Genomic DNA, 22,462 nt, shown 5'->3' on the forward strand with positions numbered 1-22,462 from the left:
CTTATTGTTTATAATCGCAATGCAGTCATATGTGAGATTTCAGCATAACGATCAGTTTATGCTGCTTGTTTTCTCACTTTGCGATTCTTCGTAGATCTTTATGCGGTTTGTAGTAGTTTACTGCATAAAGAAAGTCGCTCATATGTTACAGAATGCGTTCTTTTGAAACTATGTCAACATTCTAAATATATCTGGAGTATAATTTGGATTATGTGGGATTCGCAGTGAAGATCTGTAGCTGTCTCACTGCGTATTACCCTCGCCGAAGCTTCATTTTTATTGATTGAAGAGTGAGTTATATGCAATAACTCAGCTCTTATATGGTCTTGCACCTAACCGTTTTCCTTTAAAGTTCATCTGGTTTAGAGATCTAATTGCACGCATAGCGACACTTTTATGCAATTCTATTACGGATGTTTTAGCTCCAATCGTTATTTTTCCAATCATCATCTCACTTATTCTGGCTTTTCTTATCAGGAGCTCTAAAATCTCATTGGTAGTAGTTCCAGTAGAGCATCCAGCTGATATTTCAATATTGACCATTCCGAAAATATCTGCCATCTCGTCAAAGTCAAGCACCTCATGCACGTTTGCATTTGTTTTTTCAGTTGTGGTTGGAACTTCAAACTTAGGAATTTTTGTCTCTGTAAATGCTTCTACGGCCTCAAGAAGGTGCATCTCATCCGAAGATACGAATGTTATGGCTCTTCCTTCTTTACCTGCTCTTCCAGTACGACCTATGCGGTGGACATATGTTTCAGGGCTATCTGGAATGTCATAATTGACAACCATCACAACTCCTTCGATATCTAATCCTCTCGCAGCCACATCAGTTGCTATCAGGATGTTTGTTTTACCTGATCTAAAATCTTTTAGAACCCTTTCTCTTTTGGATTGGGAAAGATCTCCATGAATCGCCGCCACTGGGTATCCATAGGATTTCAATCTTTTTTCAATCATATCTACTATGAATTTTGTTTGTGCAAATACAATTGTTTTAGGTTTGTTAGCCTCAAGAATTCTACAGAGAGCCCAAATTTTATTTCTTCTGCCTATTGGGACGTACATTTGTTCTGTATTAGGAAGAACTAATATGTCTTCAGATACTGAAATCGTCTGAGGATCTTTCATATATTTCTCGCTAAGAGCATGTATTTCACTAGGCATAGTTGCTGAGAACAACAGTGTCTGGTGGTTTTTCGGAAGCTTTGAAAGAACATACTTTATATCATCAATAAATCCCATGTCTAACATTCTGTCTGCTTCATCCAGTACCATGTATTTTATTTCAGCAAGATCAAGAGTGCCTCTGTGAAGATGATCAATAACTCTTCCGGGTGTTCCGACAACTATGTCGACTCCCTGTCGCATGGCATTTATCTGGGGTTCGATCCCGGCTCCACCATAGACTGATAGAATCCTTAGGGAAACGTACTCTCCCAATCTTTTCATTTCTTCAGAAACCTGAACTGCAAGCTCTCTTGTAGGGCATAATATCAGGGCCGACGGCTTCTTCTTAGGTTCAATCATCTGTAGCAATGGGATACCAAATGCTGCAGTTTTTCCTGTACCTGTTTGAGCCTGTCCGATTATGTCATGCCCTTCAAGAATGACGGGTATTGTAGCGATCTGGACTGGAGACGGTTCTTCCCAGTCCATACTTCTTATTGCATCAAGTATACGGTCGTCAATACCCAATGATTCGAAAGTTTTAAGCATAATTCATCACACGATAAGTATCGTCTCCTGTCATCTGGAGGAAACTATGAAGCAGGATAAGCAGAGTCCATATAAAACATTGTATCATGTTTTTTCTGATACTAATTTCTTAAGTCCACTTATGGCTTTTTCGATGTTGGATATGCTTCCTTTTCTACATTCATGCTTAAATCCCAACTCATCAGCAAATTTTTCCGATAATTCTCTATAAGATCCATCGCTGTCTACTCCGGTATCAACATATAAACATCTTGAATATGAGTCAAAAACCACATCTAAAAAAAAGTCTGCTGAATACCCTTGATCCTCAAGTTCGTTCAAATGTAATTCTTTTATGATGCCTTCTTTTCCTATTTCTGCCCATCCAGGCGTGCTGAACCAAGTGCCTGTACATATCTTCTTTTCATTTTTATATTCTTCAGGCCCCAAGACTGCTTCAATACAGTCAACACCCTCAATCATCATCGCTGGAATATCCAATTCATCAGTAAAGTTTTCTAAAGCCTGACAGACTGCATATCCTATTAAAATGCCATCAACATCCTTTTTAACATCATCGATTACTTCTACAATCTTTGATTTCATTTCGTCTGGATAGACATGGAGACTGAATTCTAAATATTCTTTTTTGACAAAGTCTGGATCGTCAGCTACCAAATATTCTATCTCTTTTTTCAAGATGTCACACGCGACAATTCCAAGTCTCATACACCAGACATTGCATACATAGATGATATTATTTTCTTAATCTTAATTATGGGGTATTTCTCAGAGTAACTGAAAATTATAAACTTAGATACCAGGTAAATCAAAACAACATTATGGGATGTGATTCACATAACCATCATACCGATATATAATTCACATTTTTTTGATACATGTTTGTTGTTTTAATCACATCATCAAATAATAACCTTAAATTAAATGCTGGATTACAATTTGTACAAATTTGAGAATCCAGAGTTCAATGGATGCATTATGCATCTTAACCATTGAATCTGGATCTCTTTGTAGATTGACCGAAGCCCATGTGTAGAGTGTGTTCAATCAGCTTTTTTAATCATCCAAGAATGATGTAAAGAAATCATGGTGCTCTTCCTCTTCTTCGAGGATCCTCTCGAAAAGATGTCTGGTCGTTACATCATGCTCATTGACAGCTAATTCAATTATATCATTATATAGCTTAATGGTACGTTCTTCAGCTTCTTGATCTTGTTTAAGCTGTTCGTGAATGTCTTCTCCGCCTAGGACGATTTCGTAGGGTTTTGTTGTTGGAATTCCACCTAGATAATTCAGTCTCTCTGCAATCATTTCTGCATGTTTCATCTCTACGATTGCAATTCTTTTTATTTCGTCGTTTGCAGTGTACCCTTCTGGCTTTTTCCACACAACATGCTGCCACATATACTGGATGCTGACTTGCAGCTCACCAGCGATAGCATCATTGAGCATAGCCTTCATTTTTTCTGAACCAGCGCCTTCTTTGATATCATTTCTCTCTTGAGTCATCTCTAACTCTTTTGTAACACTATGAACTTGAACTTTTTCCTTTTCGACAGCTTGTCATGTAAAGTCTTTTCAATTGAAGTGACATAATCACGTATCAAGGAATGGTTTGGACAATGGGAGAATTGCGCAGTCTCAAAAACATTGGGAAGGTTGTTGAACAACAGCTCAATCTGATCGGTATCAATACAATTGATGAACTTTGCGATATCGGTAGCAAACGTGCATGGCTGCTGATCAAGAAAATGGATGATTCTGCATGTTATAACCGTTTATGCGCTTTAGAGGGGGGCATAAGAGGCATAAGGTGGCACGATCTTCCAATTGATGTGAAAAAAGATCTAAAACAGTTTTATGATGAGAATTGTCACTGCAATGACTAGGCATGAAACAATCTTGATTTATTGATCTGGCATCATTTGACTTTGAATAAAAGACTGCTTAAGTTTAACAATGATTATGGGAAGCATATGATGAGTTTTTTCTAAAATAAACTCTAGAATTGGCTTTTGTATTGCTCAGTTGTCATCATAGTGAAAATAAAAAATTAATTTCATAATGCGCATGGGCATTATGATTTCGTATATGGTTAAAGTTTTCCGTGATATCTGAACGCAATATTGCATCCGCCTTCCCTGGAAACCATGCAGGGCCCCATGGGATATCTAGGATTGCAAGCCTTACCAAATGCTGGACATTGTTCAGGGTCGATAATTCCTCTGAGCATTTCCCCACATCTGCAGCCACCGATTTCTTCCTTTACAGGAGCGCGCTTTGACAAAAGGTCCTCATAAATCTTTCTGGCATTATGATCATCATATTTTTCTCTTAAGTCATAGGCGCTCAAAGGTATCATCGGGAATCCTCTCCATGCCCTGTCAACCGGTTTGAAGACTTCGTTTACAAGGTTGAATGCTTTGACATTTCCTTCAGGCTTCACTAGTCTTTTGTATTCGTTTTCAACATCAGCTCTGCCTTCTTTAATCTGTTTTACAAGCATATATGTGGCCATTAATAGATCGAGGGGTTCAAATCCTGTGACGACTTGCGGTATGTTATATTTTACAGAGAATTCATCAAATATCTTGGTTCCTGTTATTACAGCAACATGTCCAGGTTCAATTAATCCGTCTATGTGGAATTCTCCCATGTTTATTATCGCCTGCAGTGCTGGCAGTAGAATGCGGTGACAGGAATATACAGAAAAATTCTCAGGAAGATCTTCAACCATTACAGCTGCAGTTGTTGGGCTAGTGGTCTCAAAGCCTATTGCCATGAATACCATTTTATCTACTTCAGAAGACAGTCTTACTGCGTCTTCTATGGAATAAACAATTCTAACATCTGCACCGTTAGACTTAGCATCTGCCAAAGAGCCTATTGGTGTTGGAACCTTCATCATGTCTCCAAATACTGCAATCGTTACGCCGGAGTTAGCAAGAGTTATTGCATCAGCAATCTCGTCTGCAGTGGTAACGCAGACTGGACAGCCTGGACCCTGGCGAATCTCCACACCAGTGTCTTTAAGCATCTGTTCTATTCCAAATCTTACAAGAGTGTCTTGATGCGTGCCACACACATGCATAAACCTTAGATTCACGTTTTCTTTTTTTATAAGTTCAATTATTTTTTTGGCCGCGTCTTCATCTCTGAGTTTAAACATCTCTTTCCACCGCCTTTACAGACTTAACGACACAGCTACGACCTTTGACAACTTCAACCTGACTTGAGCATTGTGGGCATGAGATTATAGGTAGCTGGGTATGATAGCTTTCATCTTCTTCCCCACTCTCAAGATATTTGATACCGCCCGTATAGCCGCAGTTATTACACATTACCTCTATTTTTTCAGTCTCAATCACAAGTTTAGATCCTTTAAGAATGCTGTCCTGCGTGAGAATCTCATATGCAAATTCCAGCTGTTCAGACCCTAAATATGTCATTTCGCCTACTGTGAGATAAACTTCCTCTACAGATTCTATGTCATATTTGTTTAGTTCTTTTAATACAGCTTCTATTATGCTGGACATCACAGATACTTCATGCACTGTTGCTCAATCGGAAAGTCAGTATATATAGATTGCACGAGGGGAGGTTATTTCCCCTCGCGAATTTCTACGCGTCTTATCTTTCCGCTTATGGTTTTCGGAAGTTCGTCTACAAATTCAACAGCTCTGGGATATTTATACGGAGCCGTCTCTCTTTTAACGAACGTCTGAAGTTCTTTTTTGAGAGCATCGTTTGGTTCGAATCCCTTTCTCAGCACTACTGTTGCTTTAACAATCTGCCCTCTCACTGGGTCTGGAACTCCAGTAATGGCACATTCAAGAACTGCCGGGTGCTTCACAAGAACACTCTCAATCTCAAATGGTCCAATTCTATATCCGGAAGACTTGATGACATCATCATTTCTACCTATGTACCAAATATAACCGTCTTCGTCACGCCAGGCAGTATCTCCTGTATGATGCCATCCACCTTCGCAGGCCTCTGCAGTTTTGGCTTCATCCCTGTAGTAACATACCATTAGTCCTGGAGGTCTTGGGTTGTATAGTTTAACGACGATCTCTCCAGTCTCACCCGGCGGGCAGCTTTTTCCTTCGCCGTCAATAATATCAACGGTATACTGCGGAGATGGTTTTCCCATGGATCCTGGCTTTGGTTCTGTTCCTCTCAGGTTGCAGACAATCGGGGTCGTTTCAGTTTGGCCGAATCCTTCCATTAACTTCAGACCAGTGGCCTTATACCAATTATAAAATACATCTGGATTCAGAGCTTCTCCAGCTATGGCTGTATGCTTTAATGATGATAAATCGAATTTTTCCAATCCTTCATTGATAAACATCCTGAACATGGTTGGTGGGCAGCAGAGTGTAGAGATTTTATGCTTTGATATAAGTGATAAGATATCCGCTGGAATGAACTTCTCATATTCATATACGAAAATTCCAGATTCCATAATCCATTGACCATATATCTTCCCCCATGCAGTTTTTGCCCAGCCAGTATCAGCTATTGTAAAATGAAGACCATCCGGATCTACGTTCTGCCAGTGTTTGGCGGTTAATATGTGCCCCAGTGGGTATGAGAAATCATGGACAACCATCTTTGGATATCCAGTTGTACCTGATGAAAAATAGACAAGCATAATGTCTGTAGATTTAGTCGGTACTCTCTCTAGCTCATCCGATGCAGCTTCTACACACTCATCAAAGTTATACCAGCCTTCACGTTTATCTCCGACAATTATCTTTGTCTCTAGAGATGGACAATTCTCAGCGCTGTCAAATGCATCAGCAACATCATTTACACAAATAGCCGCTTTAACCGTTGCAGCGTTGATACGATATTCTACATCATGCTTTGTGAGCATGAAGGTAGCAGGAATCATAATTGCTCCGAGCTTATGTAGTGCTACGGCAGTAAACCAGTATTGATAGCTGTGTTTAAGGATAACAATTACCGCGTCTCCTTTTCCTATGCCAATGCTCTTGAGAAAGTTAGCCGTTTTGTCAGAGTATTTTTTAATATCTCCAAATGTAAAAGTCCTTTCTTCACCGTTTTCATGACACCATAGCATGGCCCGGCGGTCAGGATCATTTATTGCAATATCATCTACGATATCATATCCGAAATTAAAATTCTCAGGGCATTTCACATTAAGCTTTGTGAGGATGCCTTTTTCATCATATTCTTCTTCAACGTAGCGGAGGTTTATATTTCTCATCTGTTTTCGTCCTCCTTCTCTTTTATAACCACTGCTAAGAATACGCAGCCACCTTTGCTGGTAGCAATCATGCCATGCTTTTTTCCAGAGTCGTAAAATACGGAATCCCCTTCATTTAATTCTTCAACATGACCTTCATGCACGAACTTCAAGCTCCCGCTCAGAATGTAATCAAATTCTTGCCCTTCATGCATTGACATGGAAATCGGTTTATTCTGTTCTTCTTCTCTGTATGGAGCTTTTACTAGGAAAGGCTCTGCAAGTTTATTCTTGAAATGTGCTGCCAGATGGTTGTATTCAAAACCGGCTCTTCTCTTTATAGAAAGACCATTTCCACCTCTGACAACAGTATATCCGCTGAGATGCGGGTTTTCCCCGGTCATAATCTCAATAATATCTACTCCGAACTTTTCGGCACATTTGTACAAGAATGTAAATGTAAAATCTCTAGATCCCGATTCACTAGCTACGTAGTCATCAATACTAACTTCAGTAGATTCTGCCATTTCTTCGTAGCTTAAACCCAACATTTCGCGTAAAGCGCGAATTCTTTCGGCGATTTCAGCAATTTTCGGCTCCATATTCTCCTTTTCGACATGTCGTTCCCCGATAAAAAGATAATCAAGATTTTTGTAGATTTTTTCAGTTCACGTAAGATGTTATATATTCAGGTATGACAATGCTGGCAGGAATTTATGAGGGTCTGAATGGCTAACATCAAGTTAATATGTGGCCATTATGGGTGCGGGAAGACAAACCTCGCAATCAACATGGCTTTAGACACTGCAAAAAAAGGCTCCCCTGTTATACTGGTAGACCTTGATATTGTAAATCCATATTTTAGGTCTTCAGATTATGCCGATCTTATTAAAAATGCTGGGGTCCGCATAATAGCTCCAAATTTTGGACATACAAATCTTGATCTTCCTTCTCTTCCTGCAGAGATATATTCTATTTTTGAGTTTGATGGAGATGTTATCATAGATGTGGGTGGAGATGATGTTGGCTCTACGGTACTAGGCAGATTCTCAAAACAGATAGAATCCTGTGGTTATCAGATGTTGTACGTCATTAATAAGCATAGAGTCATGACCGCTTCACCAGAAGAATCTGTACAAATGCTGCACGATATAGAATCTGCCTGCAGGTTGAAAGCTACCGGAATAGTCAATAATTCTCATCTGAAACAGGAAACTACAAAACAAACAATTCTAGAGTCTATAGATTATGCAAAGGAAACCGCAAAGCAGCTATGTATTCCGCTTCTTTTTACAACTGCTCCTAGGTATCTCGCAAAGGATCTTAGAGAAATCGAATATTTATATCCGATTGACGTTTATGTAAAAACGCTTTGGGAATAATATTAAAATTGAGGGATTGAAACATGCCTACAATTATCGTTAGTGAAAACATTTGCAAAGGCTGTGAACTGTGCATCGACGCATGTCCTCGTGGCTTGATCATTCTTGCAAAAGACAAGATTAACAGCAAGGGATACCACCCCGCTCACCTGACAGATTCATCTCAATGTACTGGATGTCGTTCTTGTGCAATGATGTGTCCTGATGTGGCAATAACTGTGGAAGGTGACTGAAGTGTCCGAACGTGTTCTAATGAAAGGAAATGAAGCTTTGGCCGAAGCAGCCATCTCAGCAGGCTGCAGACATTTCTTTGGATATCCTATCACTCCTCAGACTGAGGTTGCAGCATACATGGCTAAAAGAATGCCCAAAGTCGGAGGAACATATCTGCAGGCTGAGTCAGAAGTCTCTGCAATCAACATGGTTCTGGGAGCTGCCGCTGCCGGAGCAAGAGTTATGACTTCTTCCAGCTCTCCGGGAATAAGCCTAAAATCAGAGGGAATTTCGTATCTTGCAGGCTCAGATCTTCCAGCTCTCATAATCAATGTTCAGCGTGCCGGCCCAGGATTAGGCGGTATTCAACCATCTCAGGCAGATTATTGGCAAGCCACCCGTTCAACCGGCCATGGAGATTTTCATGTGCTTGTTCTTGCACCTTCTACAGTTCAAGAGATGGTAGACTTGGTTTCAGATGCCTTTGACTTAGGGGATAAATATAGAATGCCAGTAATGATTTTATCAGACGGAATGCTTGGACAGATGATGGAGCCAGTATCTCTCCCTGAAAAATCTGTGGAGTGTCTCCCTGAAAAACTATGGGCAACAAATGGTCATAAAGACCAGAGAAAACACAATGTGATTAATTCGCTTTACATAAACCCTCCTGAGCTGGAGAGCCTTCTGCATGAAAGATATGCGAAATATGATCATATTCATAAAACTGAGCAGCGGGCTGAAGAGTATCTTACCGATGATGCTGAACTGATAATCGTTGCATATGGGGCATCATCTCGTGTTTCCCGCAGTGCTATTGATATGGCAAGAGCTGAAGGAATAAAGGTAGGGATGATAAGGCCGATTACACTTTGGCCGTATCCGGTTGATTATATTGAGAAAAATATGGATCAGGTAAAATCATTCCTTTGTGTAGAAATGAGCATGGGTCAGATGGTAGATGACGTTAGATTAGCAGTAAATGGCAGAAGACCAGTCAATTTCTTTGGAAGAACAGGAGGAATAATTCCTACGCCGGCTGAAGTTCTTAACGAAATCAAAAAAATCATGGGAGGTATCTAAATGGCGGTATTATTTTCCAAACCTCATGCAATGGCGGATGTTCCGCTTCACTACTGTCCGGGCTGCACTCATGGAATTGTACACAGGCTCATTGCAGAATCAATTGACGATCTTGGAATAGAAGGCAGAACAATCGGAATAGCTCCAGTTGGTTGTTCTGTGTTTGCATATGATTATTTCAATTGTGATATGGTAGAAGCTGCTCACGGGCGTGCTCCTGCAGTTGCTACAGGAATAAAACGTGTGGATCCAGACCATATTGTATTTACATATCAGGGAGATGGAGACCTCGCAGCTATTGGAACTGCAGAAACGGTCCATGCAGCGACACGTGGGGAAAACATCACGGTGATTTTTATCAATAATGCGATTTATGGAATGACTGGAGGTCAGATGGCCCCAACAAGCCTTCCAGGACAGGTGACACAAACAACACCCTATGGACGAGATGTAAAAACCGCGGGTTATCCAATAAGAGTCTGTGAGATGCTATCCACTCTGGATGGAGTCGCTCTGGCTCAGAGAGTTACAGTTGACTGTGTCAAAAATGTGAGAACTGCTAAAAAAGCCATAAAAAAAGCCTTCGAATATCAGATGGAAGGTCTTGGTTACTCAATCGTAGAAGTAATTTCATCCTGTCCTACAAATTGGGGTCTGGCTCCTAGGGATGCATTAGAATGGCTGAGGCAGAATATGCTACCATACTATCCACTCGGGGTCTATAAAGATATCAAAGAGGGTGATTCTCATGAGTAAATCTACAAATATTCTGCTGGCAGGATTCGGCGGTCAGGGTATCTTATTTGCTGGTAAGGTTATTGCTTATGCGGGTCTAATGGACAGCATGGAAGTCTCTTGGCTCCCTTCATATGGTCCGGAAATGCGTGGAGGAACTGCCAATTGCAGTGTGTGTCTAAGCAATACTCCGATAGGATCTCCACAAGTAGTAACTCCTGATGTATTGATTGCTATGAATCTTCCATCACTGGATAAATTTGTGGACGCTGTCGTTCCAGGCGGGATTATCCTTGTTGACAGCTCTTTAATTGATAGAAAAGTTGAACGTACTGATGTTAAGACGATATATATTCCAGCAACTAAAATCGCAGAAGACAGTGGCTTCAAAGGTATGGCAAATATGATCATGGTTGGAAAGCTGTTTTCTGAGATCAAATTCTGTACAGAAAACTCTCTTGATAAAGGTATTTTAAAAAGTGTACCGCCTAAGAAAGAGAAATTGATAGACTCAAACCGTGGCGCTGTCAAAGTAGGGATGGAGAGCTGAGCTCCCCTCCTCGTTTTATATTTTATCTTCCTAATCTGCTATGCGCTTTTCCAAGATGTCCTGCAGCCTGAGCACACAGAGTGGAAAGCTCTCCTGCAAGAACGACTGAAGCCACAATTTCAGCCAATTTTTTGGATTTTCCAGATCCTGCGCAGCCGATCAGATCTAAAGCTTCTTTTTGGCATGGCAGTTTAGTGCCTCCGCCTACGCTGCCTACTTCTATTGCAGGCATTCTCACTGAAATGTACAAATCATCACCAATGTCTTCACAGGATGTCATGCATAAACTTCCTTCCACTACTTGAGCTGGATCCTGTCCAGTGGCGATGTATAATGCAGCAACCATGTTAGCCGCATGAGCGTTCTGTCCAAGGGATCCTGCCATAGCACTTCCCAATGCACATTTTCTGAAGCATGTTTCTGCAACCGCCTGAGCCGTAGTATGCATTTTTTCTTCAAGAATATCTTTAGGAATGGTTGCATCTGCAACTACAGTTTTTCCTCTTCCCAATATACTGTTTATGGCTGCCGGCTTCTTGTCTGTGCACATGTTCCCAGAAACTGAGATCATCACAGCTCCCGTTTCATCTTCAATGAGCTTAGAAGCAGCTTCAGTGGCTATCGTTGCCATATTCATTCCCATGGCATCTCCTGTGCTGTATGCAAACCTTACATGCAAGGATCGCCCTGCAGGAAACGAATTTATTGAAACAAGTTTTCCATGAGACGTGGTAGATTCTGCAACATTCTTTATCCTGTCAAAATTTTCATTTATCCAGTCAGACACTTTGACTGCATGACTAATATTTTCAGTGCGGAAAACAGGTGCTCTTGTCATTTCATCATGTACTACTTTGGCATAAGCTCCTCCTGATTTCGAAATTACGGAGCATCCACGGTTTACAGAAGCAATTAATGCTCCCTCTGTCGTAGCCATTGGAACAAGAAACTCCCCACTGGCATAATCGCCGTTTATTTTGTAGGGCCCCACATATCCAAGAGGAATCTGTATGGCGCCTATCATGTTTTCTACATTCTTTTCAGCGGCTATGGCATCAAAAGATATCGATCCTATGTTTGAAAGGGATACATTCGCATACTCTTCAGCGGCAATTCGCCTTTCATTCATATCATCATTTGTCTTTCCTTTGTTTTTAAGCCCAGCATTGGTCATTCGTTTCCCTAAACTGCGTAAACAGTTATGAATTCTCCTGTATTGACACCCAGATTTAGTAAGCATTCTCAATGTATGCACGATTTCTTGTGTCAAAACCGTTATAATGTAAAAATAACTTAAAATACTGGGTTCTCTTGCCTCTCCTCCTAACACTATTGTGAGGTGTCACAATGAACACAATGACCTTCAAATTGACCCAGAATATGGATGATGACTTGATAATCGAAAAATTCAAAGAGGGTGGCGAATGGGGATTGCTCACTTCTCTGGACATCAGCGGTTGCGATCCAGAAAAGATTAGAAGCAAAGAGATAATCACTCAGTTTGCTATTGACCTCTGCGAGTATATTAAAATGAAACGCTTTGGAGATCCAATCGTAGTACGTTTTGGTGCAGACCCAAAGGTGCAAGGATACTCACTTGCGCAATTAATTGAAACATCCATGATTTCTGGTCATTTTGCAGAAGATACTAATAAGGCATTTATTGATGTGTTCTCTTGTAAAGAATATCCTCCTAAGAAAGCAGCTAAATTCTGTATGGACTACTTTGGCGGCACAGAAGTTGATTATTCGGTCATATTCCGTAAGTAACTAACATCAAGGCAGCAATGCCTTTTCATTTCTTTTATTACCTTTTTATGTTCCAACTCCATCAAAACTGCAGTAAGCTGAAGCATTTCAAACCGGTTGGATAACAAAAAAGTTAAATAGATGTCCGTCTTCCCTTTTCTCTACACGGACCCATAGCATAGCCTGGTTGGTGCGTCCGGCTGATAACCGGAAGGTCTAGAGTTCAAATCTCTGTGGGTCCACTATTTTTCATACTTACTTTATGCATAGCTTGAGATGATCTCATCCGTTATGCTCTCTAGCATTTCCAGTTTCGGTGGATAGAAGTTCTTAGGATCCAGGCTCATAACCATGTTGTTGTTGCCAACATTAATTCTATCCCTCAGTCTTGACAGCATATCGATAATGGGATGAAAGCTGTTCCACATCTCCATGACATCAAGGCCGTTGATGGCGATTATTCCGTCTGGATTCTCTTGTAAAAATTCATACACGACATCTTCAAACATTTTCAGATTCATCGGCGGAACGCAGTCTGCAAACGGTCTTGGAGACAACCATCTAGCATCAAGCAACCCTTCTTCAAATTCTAGTTGGGTCTCCAGCAGTCTCGGTGAGTTTTTAGATATGTATAGAACTCTCCTTCCCTCGCCGAGCTCTTTTCTCAATGTTTGATGCATTCTCAGAGGCACTCTTTCTTCGAATAAGTAGAACAATCCTTTATTCATTCCGGACATTTTTATCTGAGATTGTCTTTTGGAAGTAGTTCTATATAAAACATACTGTAAAAATTAAATGCTCTATCAATTTTAAATGAAATGTAACTTTTGAGCAAAAATATATTTAAATGTGAATCTCAAATAATGTTAATTATGCAAATTACGAGAGAGGAATTAACCATCGTATTGAACAAGGTACTGACACAGAAAACAGATAAATTTGATCTAGATGTAATAGAATTGACAGATTTCATCATCGAGTTTTTCTATGATCGAAAAAGTGTAGATGATCGATGTCTGGGTTCTCACGACCGAGATGCTTTTTACAAATTAGATGAGGTTGGCATTGTCTCTTCCATCCATCGTTCAGCAGATTCACCCAGTCTAAATAATTGCAAACGTTCTTGGATTTTAAGATCTGATTTAATAATAAAGCTCTTGAATGGAAGCTCTGAATGTAATGAACCTGAAAACAATGAATTTGTAGACTTGTATTCAAGTCTTCCATCAGATGTATGGGAAAAGGATTAACGATTCCTTTTACTCTTTTTTATTTATCTTTTTCTTATGTGGTAGTGTATATTTTAAACATCATTTAGTTATCGTCTCTATTGATCCATGACCGCTACATATCATACTCTCTTGTCCTTCAGGAATTAACTCAAAAACTGCTTTGCGCATTTCTTTTGCAAATTCAGAGTTTACATTTACGCTGGTCATCAAGTAAGGAGCTAGCGAATTGAATTCTGATCTTTCTTTTGTAAGGCCTTTGACATTTACATATATATCGCCAGTAAACAAGATCCAAGGATCGCGACAGAGGAATACCATTTCCCCATACAAGTGACCGCCGCTGCCTTCATAAACTTCCAGTGTCAAATCTCCAAAAGATACAGAACCGATTCTCAATAATTCTCTGTGTTCTTCTGGTACATTCTCTCCAATAATTATAAACCTGGACGAATCCGGGGGAACATAATTTGAGAAAATTCTGCTTAACCGGCTGTATCCAAGACAAAAGATATTCTCTTCCCGGTAATCCATTAAATTCTGACTTTGTTTCTGAAGACTCTGAGCACTTTTTTCGTTAAGGTATATATCAGCATCGATTACTGACAGAAGCCCACAATGATCCACATCTGCGTGAGTTATCAGAATTTTCTTGTTACGAGAATCGAAATTTTCAAACATGGTTCTGAATATGCTCATCATTTCATCAGAATATATCGCAAAACCCGTGTCTATAAACAGCAGATCCTTGCCATTATCAAGAATATATGTATTGCTGCCACAAGGGGGTTCTATTACATGGAGCGTTATCTTATCTGTAATCTGATGTTTGGTTATGTCTGGATTAAAATTTTCTCCACGATATCGAGACATGAACTTTGCTAAATGAAGAACATATTCGAAAACTTTATTGGGTGTTTCCCCACGGTCCTGCAGCATCTGGAAAACTCTGTTGGATTCGCAGATGAATTCCATAGTTTTATCAGTTCCTAAATTAAACAGTTTTTGAATTTCATTTCCCATTCTTATGTAGAATATGGTATTATCCAGGTTAGGCTCTTCTTCGGCATAGTTGATAATATCAATAGGATATATCTCGCTTATGTCATCAAGAACGCATTTTATTAATGCTGGGTTTTCGATAAGTAATCCCATTTTAAAGTTTTGAAATTTACCGTCTTCTTCGTTTGAGTTAATGTATGATATGTTTATGTCATACCTATCTAGAATTTTCAATACTGGATAAAGACTTCCAGGCTCATCCTTCATTTTGATATTAACCACTATAACTCTGGATTCGCTAACATCATTTTCCAGATATCCAATTTTGAGAAGCTCTTTCGTAATCTCATTAAGTGCTTCTTCATCAGCTCTAACTTCAACAAATAGCATGTGAAAGTCTACGGCTTTATTATAACTAACTCTGATTATATTTCCGTTGTGCTTCGTAATGACCTTTGTGGCGAGCATAAATGCTCCTGGCTTATCCGGCATTCTAGTAATAAATGTCTGAGTTTTCATATTTGATGCCATATTTACACATGCACATCTGAGATGCAGATTACCGAATTCTGAATAACTATTTAATCACATTGTCAGCTGAAAATCAACACGCACCTATTTTTCTAATGCAGTATATATGGGCTGCATTTCTTTTTACATGATAATTGTCGCAAAGACTATCAAAATCAATAGGAATGAGATATTTAGGACAAAAAACGTCTTTAGGTAGTCTATTTTTTCATTTCGTCTTAGTGTGGTATATAATCTATATGAAATCAGACTAGCTAAGGATGCTATAGGAGTTCCTAATCCTCCAAGGTTTGTTCCAACAAGAAGCCCAATTCCATTGGATGTAAATGGTGCTAGCATTACTGCAGTTGGAACATTGCTTATAACTTGAGATAGAAGTATTGACGTAGCCAATTCTCGCCCTTCAATTGTTTGTACTATGTAGTGATTTATTTCCTCAATGCTTCCAATGTTTGCTGAAAATATGAAGAAGAATACAAATGTTAGAAGTAGAGAATAATCAACCTTTCTGAATACAGATCTATCTGTAAGGAGTAGAACAATCAATACCAATAATAAACAAACAACGTAATCTATTACATTTATCACTGCTAATATCGAAATTATAAAAAGAATGACGTATTTTGCTGTTTTTAACTTATCTGGACGCTTATCCGTATATGTTATTGATGCATCGATTTTATAGTCTTTTAGCAGCAGAACTGTAATGACAATTAATATAAAACTGAATACTGCAAAAGGAATGATTGTTGACAGAAATGTCTCTAAGCTCATGTCATAGTATGAATATAGGAATATGTTGTGCGGATTTCCCATTGGAGTGACAATGCTTCCTAAATTTGCAGCAATTGTCTCCATGACGATTATAAATATCACTCTCCGCGAACCTATGCATTTTAAGAACATCATGGTAAGCGGTACGAATGTTATCAACGTGATGTCATTGGTTATAACCATTGATGAAAAAAACATACCAAAATCAGCATCAGAGAAAGTTTTCTTACACTAACTGTTTTAGCTGTTAGCTTTGAAAACAGTGATTGAAAAACACCAGATTCATTCAAACCAGCAACACATGCCATCAGGCAGAACAAAAGAACGATAACCTTCAAATCAACATGTTCGGAATATACAACATCTGATGACGCAAAAAACATGGAGACTAGTGCGAGTACTGCTGCAATTATCAGCAGGCTTTCGTTTTTCATCATTGATTTAATACTCTGCACATTAGCGGCCATCGTTGATACACCAGGCTAGTCTCAGAACCTTATGCTATTTTGACCGGAATTGTCTGATAATTAATAAAGTGTTGGTGCACCCTGGTGTATTTACACATTAATTTGAGTCTTTTTATGCGTCTAAATGATGATGGTGGATCAATCTGAATACTTGCTTTTTAGTAGCTCTATCTCTTTAGCATATCCAGATAATTCATTTGGAGTCTCTAAATAAAACGGAAGTTTTTTCAGTTTAGGATGATTAATTATTCCAGATATTGCTTCTAATCCTATATTCCCTTCACCAATTTTTTGATGCCTATCTTTATGGCTTCCCATAGGATTCATACTGTCATTTAGGTGAATGGCCTTAAGTTTCTCGATACCAATGATCTTGTCAAAGCTATCCAATACTCCATCTAGATCATTCACTATGTCATAACCCGCATCATACACATGGCAGGTATCCAGGCAAACACCCATTTTTTCTTTGAGTTCTACTCTATCTATTATCTCGATGAGTTCTTCGAATCTTCCACCGATTTCGCTGCCTTTTCCAGACATCGTTTCCAGGAGTACAGTTGTGTGATATTTTTTATCAAGTATCGTATTCAGCATAGATGCGATTTCATCTATCCCTATACTTACTCCTTGATCAGTATGGCTTCCTGGATGAAAATTATACATATTGCCAGGAAAATATTCCATCCTTTCTAAATCATCTGCCATGGTTATTTTCGCAAATTCTCGAGTTTTCTCTTGAGATGAACAGGGGTTAAGTGTATATGGTGCATGAGCGAGAATTGTGGCGAACGAATGCTCATCCATCAGTTCTTTTAAAGATCGGGCATCTTTTGGGTCTATTGCTTTTGCTTTGCTGCCTCTAGGATTTCGTGTAAAAAACTGAAATGTATTTGCACCGATGCTCAGTGCATCCTTTCCCATGGCAAGAAATCCTTTTGAAGTTGAAAGATGGCATCCTATGCTTAACATAACCATACCTGCAGATTATTTTCACAAGGTAACTTCATTCATCATCATATTAATTCTCCCAATTTAAGCAGAGAATGTTTTGATGATATATTCTATAGTATCAGCAAATTTGATACACTCTTCCTTTGTATTATACACATAAAGTGAAGCTCTGGCACACCCATTTATACCTCTTGATGTAAAAAATGGGTGGGCGCAGTGCATTCCAGACCTGATTGCGATACTTGAAATTTCATCGCATATCATAGCTATATCATGGGAATCAATTCCAGATATATTGAATGAAAATATTCCGCTACGAAGGGATGATTCCACAGGGTTCAGTATCTGTATTGAATCATTATCTTTTAATCTGGATGTTATAATATTATTGAGGTTTTTCTCATGATCCTCTATTTCATCCATGCCTATTCTAGACAAATAGTCTATTGCTGCACCAGATCCGATTATTCCTGAGTAATTAAGAAGACCAGACTCAAATTTTTCAGGTGGTGGTAAGAGAGTTACTGAATTATAATCAGTCGTTCCGACACTACCTCCTCCACCAGTCAATGGATTCATTTTCTCTAAAATCTCATCTTTTGCATAGAGAACTCCAACTCCAGAGGGCCCGAGCATCTTATGTAATGAAAATGCAAACATGTCAACGTCTAATTTCTTCAGATCAATCTTTCGATGAGGTGTAGATTGTGCCCCATCTAACATTACTAAAGAACCATTGTCATGAGCAGCTTCTATAATCTCTTTTGCGGGTATTGTGGTGCCAGTAACATTGTTTGTATGAACCATCGATACGATAGAAACATCTTTGTTTAGATTTTTCAAGTACTCATCAAAATCGAATATGCCACTTTCTGGAGTTTTTACATATTTGTGGTTGATTTTGGATGTGATCCATGGAACATGATTGCTGTTATGTTCCATATCGGTAGTAAGAACGGAAGACCCCTTTCTGAATGGATATCCTTTAGCTACAATATTAAGAGACTCAGTGCAGTTTTTTGTAAAAATTAGATTTGAAGGTTCGCATCCCATAAATGAGGCGATCTTCTCCCTGGCTTCATCAATTTTTATGGTGACTTGAGTTGCAAGTCTATGAATCGATCTGCCGCCGCATGCTGGAAATTTATAATAATATTCATTCATCGAATCTATTACTTGTTTTGGCCTTAAGGTCTGGCATGCATTATCTAGATAAATTACATCACTATTCTCAGATTCATATAATGGGAAGTCACTGCGTATCTTAGTTGGATCCATGCCCCACTCCGATTCAAATATCACCTATTTAGGTTTGCGTATTTAGTTGGTAGAAATTGTGCAAAATCGCTAATACTTTACATTCCATTATTCTTGTTCAATGGCTGTATATTTTGACAATAGTGCAACTACTCAAGTAGATGCGGATGTGCTAGATGCAATGCTCCCATACTTCACTGAAAAATATGGAAATGCATCCTCAATTCATTCCTTTGGATCAGAAGCATTCACCGCTATTGTAAAATCAAGGAAGCAGGTGGCAGATCTGCTAAATGCTTCTCCGAGGGAAGTTATATTCACTTCTGGTGGTACAGAATCAGACAATATTGCCATTCAAGGAACCGCCTTTTATTATAAGAATGAGAAAAACAGAATAATTACATCAGTCATTGAACATCCTGCAGTTTTAAACACATGCCATTTTTTGGAAAGATGTGGGTTTGATGTAGTATATATTCCAGTTGACGAAGCAGGTTTTGTATCCGAGGAAAGTTTGAAAGATGCAGTAAATAACAACACCTCATTGGTTACCATCATGGCTGCTAGCAATGAAATCGGAACGATACAGCCAATCGAATCATTTGCAGAAATAGCTAAAGATGCAGGAGCTTTGTTTCATACAGATGCTGTCCAAGCTGTAGGAAAAATCCCCATGGACTTTACGAACTCCAGCGTGGATATGATTTCCATGTCTGGTCATAAAATTCACGGTCCCAAAGGCGTAGGGGCATTGCTGCTGAAGGAAGGGGTAAAAATCAAGCCTCTGATGTATGGAGGCGATCATGAGTGGGGAATGAGACCTTCTACTGAAAATGTTCCTGGAATAGTAGGTTTAGGAAAATCATCGGAGATATGTATGAGACAAATGGATTCTGACATCCAAAAGATGACTGATATTAGAGATTTTATCATCGATACAACTCTGGACTCTGTTGATGGTGTTTATTTGAATGGACCAAGAGAAAATCGACTGTGTAATAATGCAAATTTTAGGTTTGATTATATAGATGGCGAAAGCCTCATCTTATATCTGGATATGGAAGGAATCGCAGCATCCACGGGTTCAGCATGCTCCACAGGATCTACAGAACCCTCTCATGTACTCAGATCTCTTGGTCTAACCCCGGTTCAATGCCGTGGGTCGTTACGTTTATCATTATCGAGGTTCAACGTTATGTCAGAGGCGGAGTACTTTGCATCCGTTCTACCTTCAGTGGTAGATAAAGTGCGAGCAATGTCTCCCCTAGGAGATAATAAAAATGCAATACGGTCCTGAGGTTATGAACAATATTGCGAATCCTCGCAATTCAGGAGTTATGAAAGATGCAGATGGCGTAGGCCAGGTAGGGAATCCAGAGTGTGATGATGTAACCACTGTATATATAAAAGTAAAAGATAATACAATTACTGACGTATCATTTCAGACACTCGGGTGTGGTGCAGCAATAGCATCTGGTAGCATGATCACACAGATGGCTAAAGGTATGAATATCGATGATGCGTTGAATATTCAAAGAGAAGATGTTGCAGGAAAACTGGGTGGTCTACCAGAAAAAAAGCTTCACTGCTCAAATATGGCGGCCGATGCATTAAAAGCTGCGATTGAAGATTACAAAAATAAGAGTGCTTGAATCCCAAGACTTATCATTATCAAAGCGCATCGCGAAACGATATGATTACGCTAGACACATCTTTCGCAGGGATTTCTATGAAAAACCCCACCATGCTGGCATCGGGCGTGATGGGGGAAACTGGTTCATCACTATGCAGAGTTTCAGAGCTGGGAGCAGGAGCACTAGTTACTAAATCAATTGGGTTGGAACCTCGACATGGATATCCAAATCCAACACTAGTTGAGTTTCCATATGGTTACATTAATGCAATGGGACTGCCTGGTCCAGGAATAGAGTTATTTGAAGATGAGATGAAAAACGCTCTGAAGTGTAACGTTCCAGTTATAGGCAGCCTTTTTGCAGCTGTTCCAGATGACTTTATAGACTTGGCTGCTAAGATGAAAGAGTATGGGGCTTCAGCTGTGGAACTTAATCTAAGCTGTCCACATGCAAAAGGATACGGAATGGAGATTGGAATAGACCCTGTAGCTGTAGGGAAAATAATTAGAGAAGTCAAAGGTTCAGTGGACATTACAGTAATTGCAAAGCTTACACCAAATACACATCTTCTCTTAGATGTGGCAAAGGAGGCCGAAGCCGCAGGTTGTGACTGTATTGCAGCTATCAACACTCTGAAAGCCATGGCAATTTCAGTTGAAGCAAAGAGACCAGTGCTCTTTAACAAAACAGGAGGGCTTTCAGGGCCTGCTGTTAAGCCAATAGGCCTGCGTTGTGTATATGAACTTTCAGAAGTACTTGATATTCCAATAATCGGTGTCGGAGGAATAGAGACTGGCAGGGATGTTCTTGAATACATAATGGCTGGAGCATCCGCAGTTCAGATCGGGAGCGCCGTTGGCCGTCGTGGATTATCAGTATTTAATGATATTTGTTCTGAAATGAAAGATCTTATGGAAAAAAATGATATCCAATCAATAAAGGAAATTGTGGGGGTAGCGCATGTATAGTGAGGTTGTTACGGTCAAAGAAGTGGTTACGGAAGGAACTGATATTACTACGGTTAGATTTGACCTTAATTCGGATGTAAAACCCGGACAGTTTTTGATGGTTTGGATACCAGGTGTGGATGAGATTCCCATGTCTATTTCTTATCTTTCAGGTGGCATTACAGTTAAAAATATTGGTGAAGCCACATCAGCTATTTCTTCTTTAAATGTAGGAGATAAAATTGGTATAAGAGGTCCATATGGCAACGGTTGGACAATTCCTGAAGGTAAGATTCTCTGTGTTGGAGGTGGCGTTGGTACGGCACCGATTATGGCTGCAGCAGAAGCCGTGAACGATCCAGACCGAATTGATATAGTTCTTGGCGCTAGAAGCTCAGGTGAAGTAATCTTCATTGATAGGGCTAAGTCTCTTTCCAATAATGTAAAAATATCAACAGATGATGGAAGTCTGGGTATAAAAGGTACAGCCGTTGCTGTTGCTGATGCAATGATGAAAGATCAGAGATACGATGTTGTGCTTGGTTGCGGTCCTGAAATAATGAACAAATACCTTCTCAAGGCTTGTGAAGAAAACAATGTACCAGTACAATTATCTCTGGAACGTATCATGAAATGCGGTACTGGACTCTGCGGATCATGTGTTATTGATGGATTAAGAGTATGTGCGGATGGACCTGTTTTTAGAGGAGACGAAGTCAAAAAAATGTCTGAGTTTTCTGTAAGTAAAAGAGATCATGCTGGTCGTTGCGTGAAATTTTAAAAATATAGTGTATCATCCTTTTCAGGATGATACACACAGATTGATTTTTGTAAACCTCAATCTAGTGGTACAAAATCTTCTTTGGCAGCGCCGCACAACGGACATGCCCACTCATCTGGTATATCTTCAAATGGGGTTCCAGGTGCGATTCCTGAATCAGGATCTCCTTTATCTGGATCATATATGTAACCACATACTGTACATCTGTATTTTTTCATGTTTTCACCTATATGTATTGGAAGT

Annotated in this window: 27 protein-coding genes and 1 tRNA gene; 13 read left to right on the plus strand and 15 right to left on the minus strand. The window is 39.5% G+C overall.

From position 1 onward, the window contains the following. Positions 1–309: 309 nt before the first annotated feature. The 3 genes from H729_RS03990 to H729_RS04000 form a co-directional block, all read right to left on the minus strand. Positions 310–1,719: a DEAD/DEAH box helicase gene (locus H729_RS03990; protein ID WP_020448719.1), complete on the minus strand. Its 1,410-nt coding sequence runs from the start codon at positions 1,717–1,719 to the stop codon at positions 310–312. 84 nt (positions 1,720–1,803) lie between these two features. After that, positions 1,804–2,397: a DUF1638 domain-containing protein gene (locus H729_RS03995; RefSeq protein WP_236608652.1), complete on the minus strand. Its 594-nt coding sequence runs from the start codon at positions 2,395–2,397 to the stop codon at positions 1,804–1,806. Between the two features lie 378 nt (positions 2,398–2,775). Then, positions 2,776–3,228, minus strand: a complete 453-nt coding sequence (locus H729_RS04000) for a ferritin-like domain-containing protein (protein ID WP_020448721.1) — start codon at positions 3,226–3,228, stop codon at positions 2,776–2,778. 113 nt (positions 3,229–3,341) lie between these two features. On the opposite strand from H729_RS04000, the gene H729_RS04005 reads away from it, so the two are divergent. Beyond that, positions 3,342–3,608, plus strand: a complete 267-nt coding sequence (locus H729_RS04005) for a TfoX/Sxy family protein (protein ID WP_020448722.1) — start codon at positions 3,342–3,344, stop codon at positions 3,606–3,608. A gap of 206 nt (positions 3,609–3,814) precedes the next feature. Here H729_RS04005 and hypD read toward each other — a convergent pair whose 3' ends face one another. From hypD to H729_RS04025, 4 genes are read right to left on the minus strand one after another with little or no spacing between them, the layout of a single operon-like run. After that, complete coding sequence (gene hypD / locus H729_RS04010; RefSeq protein ID WP_020448723.1) at positions 3,815–4,888, minus strand: hydrogenase formation protein HypD; 1,074 nt, start codon at positions 4,886–4,888, stop codon at positions 3,815–3,817. Next, positions 4,881–5,273: a hydrogenase maturation nickel metallochaperone HypA gene (gene hypA, locus H729_RS04015; RefSeq protein ID WP_052312417.1), complete on the minus strand. Its 393-nt coding sequence runs from the start codon at positions 5,271–5,273 to the stop codon at positions 4,881–4,883. Before hypA ends, hypD begins: the two co-directional genes overlap by 8 nt. A gap of 47 nt (positions 5,274–5,320) precedes the next feature. Beyond that, positions 5,321–6,952 carry an AMP-binding protein gene (locus H729_RS04020; RefSeq protein ID WP_020448725.1) on the minus strand — a complete coding sequence of 544 codons (1,632 nt, stop codon included), beginning with the start codon at positions 6,950–6,952 and terminating at the stop codon, positions 5,321–5,323. After that, positions 6,949–7,533: a helix-turn-helix domain-containing protein gene (locus tag H729_RS04025; protein ID WP_020448726.1), complete on the minus strand. Its 585-nt coding sequence runs from the start codon at positions 7,531–7,533 to the stop codon at positions 6,949–6,951. Before H729_RS04025 ends, H729_RS04020 begins: the two co-directional genes overlap by 4 nt. A 126-nt stretch (positions 7,534–7,659) precedes the next feature. Between H729_RS04025 and H729_RS04030 the strand changes: the two genes are divergently transcribed. The 5 genes from H729_RS04030 to H729_RS04050 are packed head-to-tail and all read left to right on the plus strand — an operon-like array spanning position 7,660 to position 10,894. Beyond that, a complete protein-coding gene (locus H729_RS04030) occupies positions 7,660–8,313 on the plus strand; it encodes a hypothetical protein (protein ID WP_020448727.1) in 654 nt (217 codons plus the stop codon). Positions 8,314–8,336: 23 nt separating this feature from the next. Next, on the plus strand, positions 8,337–8,546 hold the full coding sequence (locus H729_RS04035; RefSeq protein ID WP_020448728.1) for a 4Fe-4S dicluster domain-containing protein: 210 nt from the start codon (positions 8,337–8,339) through the stop codon (positions 8,544–8,546). Position 8,547: 1 nt separating this feature from the next. After that, complete coding sequence (locus H729_RS04040) at positions 8,548–9,609, plus strand: 3-methyl-2-oxobutanoate dehydrogenase subunit VorB (protein WP_020448729.1); 1,062 nt, start codon at positions 8,548–8,550, stop codon at positions 9,607–9,609. After that, a complete protein-coding gene (locus tag H729_RS04045; RefSeq protein ID WP_020448730.1) occupies positions 9,610–10,365 on the plus strand; it encodes a thiamine pyrophosphate-dependent enzyme in 756 nt (251 codons plus the stop codon). Next, entirely contained in the window at positions 10,358–10,894 is a 537-nt protein-coding gene (locus H729_RS04050; protein WP_020448731.1) for a 2-oxoacid:acceptor oxidoreductase family protein, read from the plus strand. Before H729_RS04045 ends, H729_RS04050 begins: the two co-directional genes overlap by 8 nt. Before the next feature lie 22 nt (positions 10,895–10,916). Here H729_RS04050 and hmgA read toward each other — a convergent pair whose 3' ends face one another. Continuing rightward, on the minus strand, positions 10,917–12,068 hold the full coding sequence (gene hmgA, locus H729_RS04055) for a hydroxymethylglutaryl-CoA reductase (NADPH) (protein WP_020448732.1): 1,152 nt from the start codon (positions 12,066–12,068) through the stop codon (positions 10,917–10,919). 173 nt (positions 12,069–12,241) lie between these two features. On the opposite strand from hmgA, the gene speD reads away from it, so the two are divergent. Together speD and H729_RS04065 are read left to right on the plus strand one after the other, a co-directional pair. Beyond that, the gene (speD, locus tag H729_RS04060; RefSeq protein ID WP_020448733.1) at positions 12,242–12,664 is read left to right on the plus strand and encodes an S-adenosylmethionine decarboxylase; all 423 of its coding nucleotides are present in this window, start codon (positions 12,242–12,244) and stop codon (positions 12,662–12,664) included. Positions 12,665–12,810: 146 nt separating this feature from the next. Continuing rightward, positions 12,811–12,885, plus strand: a tRNA-Ile gene (locus H729_RS04065). A gap of 18 nt (positions 12,886–12,903) precedes the next feature. On the opposite strand, the gene H729_RS04070 is transcribed toward H729_RS04065, so the two are convergent. Beyond that, complete coding sequence (locus tag H729_RS04070) at positions 12,904–13,380, minus strand: DUF835 domain-containing protein (protein ID WP_020448734.1); 477 nt, start codon at positions 13,378–13,380, stop codon at positions 12,904–12,906. Positions 13,381–13,515: 135 nt separating this feature from the next. On the opposite strand from H729_RS04070, the gene H729_RS04075 reads away from it, so the two are divergent. Beyond that, the gene (locus tag H729_RS04075; protein ID WP_147554386.1) at positions 13,516–13,893 is read left to right on the plus strand and encodes a hypothetical protein; all 378 of its coding nucleotides are present in this window, start codon (positions 13,516–13,518) and stop codon (positions 13,891–13,893) included. Between the two features lie 60 nt (positions 13,894–13,953). Here H729_RS04075 and H729_RS04080 read toward each other — a convergent pair whose 3' ends face one another. From H729_RS04080 to H729_RS04095, 5 genes are all read right to left on the minus strand, one after another. Next, entirely contained in the window at positions 13,954–15,366 is a 1,413-nt protein-coding gene (locus H729_RS04080) for an MBL fold metallo-hydrolase (RefSeq protein ID WP_147554387.1), read from the minus strand. A 162-nt stretch (positions 15,367–15,528) separates the two neighbouring features. Then, positions 15,529–16,377, minus strand: coding sequence for an SLC13 family permease (locus H729_RS04085; protein ID WP_020448737.1), 849 nt, complete (start codon positions 16,375–16,377; stop codon positions 15,529–15,531). Continuing rightward, positions 16,353–16,646, minus strand: coding sequence for a transporter permease (locus H729_RS09440; RefSeq protein WP_020448738.1), 294 nt, complete (start codon positions 16,644–16,646; stop codon positions 16,353–16,355). The genes H729_RS04085 and H729_RS09440 overlap by 25 nt, the downstream gene beginning before the upstream one ends. Positions 16,647–16,784: 138 nt before the next feature. Continuing rightward, positions 16,785–17,618 carry a deoxyribonuclease IV gene (locus H729_RS04090; RefSeq protein ID WP_020448739.1) on the minus strand — a complete coding sequence of 278 codons (834 nt, stop codon included), beginning with the start codon at positions 17,616–17,618 and terminating at the stop codon, positions 16,785–16,787. Positions 17,619–17,681: 63 nt separating this feature from the next. Then, positions 17,682–18,878: an aminotransferase class V-fold PLP-dependent enzyme gene (locus H729_RS04095; protein WP_020448740.1), complete on the minus strand. Its 1,197-nt coding sequence runs from the start codon at positions 18,876–18,878 to the stop codon at positions 17,682–17,684. Between the two features lie 100 nt (positions 18,879–18,978). Between H729_RS04095 and H729_RS04100 the strand changes: the two genes are divergently transcribed. From H729_RS04100 to H729_RS04115, 4 genes are read left to right on the plus strand one after another with little or no spacing between them, the layout of a single operon-like run. Continuing rightward, positions 18,979–20,154 carry a cysteine desulfurase family protein gene (locus H729_RS04100; protein WP_020448741.1) on the plus strand — a complete coding sequence of 392 codons (1,176 nt, stop codon included), beginning with the start codon at positions 18,979–18,981 and terminating at the stop codon, positions 20,152–20,154. Beyond that, positions 20,138–20,509, plus strand: a complete 372-nt coding sequence (locus H729_RS04105; RefSeq protein ID WP_020448742.1) for an iron-sulfur cluster scaffold-like protein — start codon at positions 20,138–20,140, stop codon at positions 20,507–20,509. Before H729_RS04100 ends, H729_RS04105 begins: the two co-directional genes overlap by 17 nt. Before the next feature lie 41 nt (positions 20,510–20,550). Next, positions 20,551–21,459, plus strand: a complete 909-nt coding sequence (locus H729_RS04110; protein ID WP_048133928.1) for a dihydroorotate dehydrogenase — start codon at positions 20,551–20,553, stop codon at positions 21,457–21,459. After that, positions 21,452–22,219: a dihydroorotate dehydrogenase electron transfer subunit gene (locus H729_RS04115; RefSeq protein WP_020448744.1), complete on the plus strand. Its 768-nt coding sequence runs from the start codon at positions 21,452–21,454 to the stop codon at positions 22,217–22,219. The genes H729_RS04110 and H729_RS04115 overlap by 8 nt, the downstream gene beginning before the upstream one ends. A gap of 56 nt (positions 22,220–22,275) precedes the next feature. Here H729_RS04115 and rd read toward each other — a convergent pair whose 3' ends face one another. After that, complete coding sequence (gene rd, locus H729_RS04120; protein ID WP_020448745.1) at positions 22,276–22,437, minus strand: rubredoxin; 162 nt, start codon at positions 22,435–22,437, stop codon at positions 22,276–22,278. Positions 22,438–22,462: the final 25 nt, after the last annotated feature.

It is taken from the genome of Candidatus Methanomassiliicoccus intestinalis Issoire-Mx1, from assembly GCF_000404225.1.
GTDB classification, from domain to species: domain Archaea; phylum Thermoplasmatota; class Thermoplasmata; order Methanomassiliicoccales; family Methanomassiliicoccaceae; genus Methanomassiliicoccus_A; species Methanomassiliicoccus_A intestinalis.